We start from the raw sequence: 3,978 nt of genomic DNA on the forward strand, positions 1-3,978 counted from the left end.
CACCAGTCTCATCAAGTTTATTATTGCATATTCCAAAAACTGACTTGACTTATCCCACTGCAAATCATAAGCATATCTACTTATAAAGCTCTAATATTACAATAGAGAAATTAATCTTTATTCAGACAATTAATAAGAGATAGATTTCTTAAATACATTTTTTCATGGCAACTAACCAAAAACCTCAAAGCATATGAAGACAATAAAAGTCCTTCTATCCATCACCCTAATCACATTGATATCGGGATGTAGTATGAAGAGTATTCCTGAAGAAACAGTTTATGAAAGTGTTGATGAGATGATATCAGAAGCACGATCATTAACATCGGATCTGAGTATTGAAGAATTCCACTCATTAATGAACAGCGACTCTGCTTATATACTTATTGATGTTCGTTTACCTGAAGAACACAAAAAAGGATTCATTCCTGGTTCAATTTCAATCCCTCGCGGCGTTATCGAGTTTCGTATCAATAGCGAAAAAGTATGGGATGAAGAAGGTATGTATGTTCCTGAGAAAAACGAAATGCTTGTTTTGTATTGTAAGAAATCGAAACGCGGTGCTCTTGCTGCTCTTGCTCTTAAACAACTTGGCTATACCAATGTAAAGAATATAACAGGAGGCTGGACTGACTGGCATACCAATTACCCCGAAATTAAAGAAGATAAAATTGAGGCTGGTGCCCCAATCGGTGCTGCTGCTGAAGAAGAAGATTCAGGAGGCTGCTAATATCTAAAAATTACAAAACCCAAATAATAAAAACCTAAATCCTTTTACAATGAAAAAGTTCACAAAATTTCTAGTCATTCTGGCTTTATTGCCGATGTTATTCCTTTCGTCTTGTAAAGAAGATGATGATGCAACAGGTGCTGATAATCCAGCTTTTGAAGCACTTCAAACTTACCTGGTTGATAACCAAATGGACTTGAACCAAATTATCTCAACGACTGAAAATGGGAAGTTTGCAACGAAAACACTTACAGATAAGTATATTATTGATATACGTTCTGCTGCTGATTTTGCAACGGGTCATTTAGAGGGTGCAGTAAACTCAACATTGGCGAATATTCTTGAAACTGCAAAAGCAGCTAATAACCCTATCCTGGTTGTTTGTTATACAGGACAAACTGCAGCTAGAGCGGTTGTTGCTTTACGTTTAAGTGGTTTCCCAAAAGCCGCTTTACTTAAGTGGGGAATGAGTGGTCAAGGTAATACTGGTCCTTGGGATAGCAATATTGGTGATGCAGCTAAAGATCATGCAAACTGGACAAGTGATGCTCCGGTTAATCCATCAACTTACCCTGCTCCTGTTCTTTATACAACAGCTACCGAAGGTGCCGCAATTCTTAAAGAAAGAGTTCAAGCGATGTTGGAAAATACAGCATGGTCTGTTAAGAATCCTGATGTATTAGCTACTCCTGCAAATTACCAAATCAATAATTATTTCTCAGAAGGCGACTGGAATGCTTTTGGTCACTTTAAAGGTGCTCACCGTTTAAACCCATTAACTGTAAATGGAAGTCAGGTTTTCAATCTTGATCCAAATCAAACAATCGTAACTTATTGTTATACAGGTCAAACTTCTAGTATCATTACAGCTTACCTACACGTATTGGGATATGATAAAGCAAAAAGTTTATTGTTCGGAATGAATGGTTTACAAAATACCCATAGCCAGTGGACTGAAAACTCAGCTATTACAGGAAATCAGTGGGTTCAAGGAGCTCACTAGAATCTTAAAAAAACATGGGAGTGTAATCACTCCCATGTTTTTTAATTCAAGAGAGTTTACTGACTAATTAAAGGACTTTTTCACCTCCATAGAATATTCGAATAAATATTGAGCTCTGAACGAATCCTCAACCTTAACTATCAAAAATTACAAACATGAAAAATATATTACTTGCTATAATGGTCATCATGATGTTGCCAGTTGTAGCGAATGCACAAGGATGTGACGAGCCTTCAGGAGAAGGTGTAAACGTATTCGGATTCTTCCAACCTAAATTCGAGTTCAACCAAAATGAAGGAATTGATGACAGCAATACATTTAACTTTAACAGAGCTCGAATAGGTGCTATGGGTAGTATCCCTTACGATTTCAGCTACTATATGGTACTTGAAACCAGTCCTTCAAAAAATGATGGAACACCATATCTACTTGATGCCTTTGTCACTTATTCTCGTTACGATTTTGCAAGAGTTTCTTTTGGTTCATTCAAGTCTCCAATCTCTTTGGAACTGAACACACCCTGTCATAAGCTTCATACCATTAATCGTTCTAAAGTCGTGGAGCAGCTAGCAACACCAGATCGCGATCGTGGTTTTATGATCTTAGGTGGTGCAGACTCAACCCTATTCCAATATAGCGTGGCTATAACTAACGGTACTGGTTTGTTCCAAAATGATGATAATAAAAGAAAAGATTATGCTGCGCGTTTAGTTGCTAACCCTCATAAGAATTTAAAGATTGGTGCCAGCTACAAGTTTGGTAAAGCAACAGCTGCAGTTGACGGAATGCCTGAAGACGAAAGAACTCGCTATGGTGCAGATCTTCAATACAAGCAAGGCGCTTTCATGTTACAAGCTGAATATTTGTATGCTAAGGATGTTGGTTCATATACCACTGGTGGTGGTTGCGGTGAGCCGATTGAAGTACATCAAGGTGATGTCAAGAGAGATGGTATGTTCGTAATGGGTATGTATAAGTTCCAAAATAACCTACAGCCTGTTGTAAAATTCGAATACTTCGATTCAAGTAAAGATGTTAGTGGTAACACGGAGTACTGTACAACTTACGGTCTAAATTATTTCTTTAACGATTGGACTAAAGTTCAGGCTAACTACGTATACAGAGCCGAAAAGGAAAAAGAAATTGATAACGATATTTTCATGTTGCAAGTAACGGTTAAGTTTTAAAAACGGGATGATTGGGAGTCGAAAGACTCCCTTTACTTGTACTTTGTTAATCAAATTAAAAATAGATAGTTATGAAAAAATTGATATTGATGGTATTTGTTTGCTTCCTGGGGATGCAAATGACTTTCGCACAGGATATCATTTCTGTTAAAGAATTTTTGAAGATAAAAAGTGATCCTAATGTTGTTTTAGTCAGTGCCAGAAAACCTGCCGATTATAAAAAGGTTCATATTGCAGGAGCTATAAATATAAATCACAAAGACTTATACAAAGCTACACCTAAAAGCACCCTAAAATCAAGTGCTGAGATCGCAAAGATCCTTGGTGAAAAAGGGATTAGCAACAACAATACAATCGTAATTTACGATAACGGTTCTGGAAAATATTCAGGTCGTATGTATTGGATCTTAAAATATTTAGGTGCCAAGGATGTCAAATTATTAGATGGACATATGAAAGCTTGGAGAATGGCACGTAAGCCTGTGACCAAGAACCCTGCTAACAGACAGGCAACAACATTTGCTGTAAACCTAAACAAAGGAGCCATTGCTTCTATCGTTCAAGTTAAAAAAGCATCAAACAGTGCGACTTCAATCATCGTCGATGTTCGTGCAGCTGACGAATACAATGGGACTAAGGAATCAAAACTTCCAAAAGGTCATATTCCTTCAGCCATCAACCTTGAATTTAAAAATGTAATGAACTCGAAGGCTAAACTTAAGTCGAAAGAAGAATTACAAGCCCTTTTCACTGCTGCTGGTATCACCAAAGATAAAGAAGTGATTCTTTACTGTGAATCAAGTGTACGAGCAGGTATCGTTTATCTAGCCTTAACATCAGCTTTAAATTACCCAAATGTGAAAGTTTATGATGGTGCTATGTTCGAATGGGCAGCAAGCGAAATCGTACAAAAATAAACTTCAAGTTTTCATAAATCTGTTATCCTCCATACTATCCCGAGGATAACAGATTGAAATAAAAATATCGATCTGATGAGCAAGTCAAGAAGAGATTTTATAAAGATATCCGCATTGGGATTCGGGGGCTTGGTTTTAGCA

4 protein-coding genes are annotated in these 3,978 nt (G+C 37.1%); all 4 read left to right on the forward strand.

The window, feature by feature from the left end; all coding sequences use genetic code 11:
- Positions 1-193: 193 nt before the first annotated feature.
- The 4 genes from ABY905_RS14755 to ABY905_RS14770 all read left to right on the forward strand — a co-directional run bounded on the left by ABY905_RS14755 (position 194) and on the right by ABY905_RS14770 (position 3,837).
- Positions 194-730 carry a rhodanese-like domain-containing protein gene (locus ABY905_RS14755; RefSeq protein ID WP_372645223.1) on the forward strand — a complete coding sequence of 179 codons (537 nt, stop codon included), beginning with the start codon at positions 194-196 and terminating at the stop codon, positions 728-730.
- A gap of 49 nt (positions 731-779) precedes the next feature.
- The gene (locus ABY905_RS14760; protein WP_372645225.1) at positions 780-1,733 is read left to right on the forward strand and encodes a rhodanese-like domain-containing protein; all 954 of its coding nucleotides are present in this window, start codon (positions 780-782) and stop codon (positions 1,731-1,733) included.
- A 155-nt stretch (positions 1,734-1,888) separates the two neighbouring features.
- Positions 1,889-2,920, forward strand: coding sequence for a porin (locus ABY905_RS14765; protein ID WP_372645227.1), 1,032 nt, complete (start codon positions 1,889-1,891; stop codon positions 2,918-2,920).
- Between the two features lie 71 nt (positions 2,921-2,991).
- Positions 2,992-3,837, forward strand: a complete 846-nt coding sequence (locus tag ABY905_RS14770) for a sulfurtransferase (RefSeq protein WP_372645229.1) — start codon at positions 2,992-2,994, stop codon at positions 3,835-3,837.
- Positions 3,838-3,978: the final 141 nt, after the last annotated feature.

It is taken from the genome of Ancylomarina sp. (assembly GCF_041555295.1).
Taxonomy (GTDB): domain Bacteria; phylum Bacteroidota; class Bacteroidia; order Bacteroidales; family Marinifilaceae; genus Ancylomarina.

What these genes read in the sequence shown, in the direction of transcription:
- ABY905_RS14755 (WP_372645223.1), top strand. Translation starts at nt 194, where the DNA reads ATGAAGACAATAAAAGTCCTTCTATCCATCACCCTAATCACATTGATA.
- ABY905_RS14760 (WP_372645225.1), top strand. Translation starts at nt 780, where the DNA reads ATGAAAAAGTTCACAAAATTTCTAGTCATTCTGGCTTTATTGCCGATG.
- ABY905_RS14765 (WP_372645227.1), top strand. Translation starts at nt 1,889, where the DNA reads ATGAAAAATATATTACTTGCTATAATGGTCATCATGATGTTGCCAGTT.
- ABY905_RS14770 (WP_372645229.1), top strand. Translation starts at nt 2,992, where the DNA reads ATGAAAAAATTGATATTGATGGTATTTGTTTGCTTCCTGGGGATGCAA.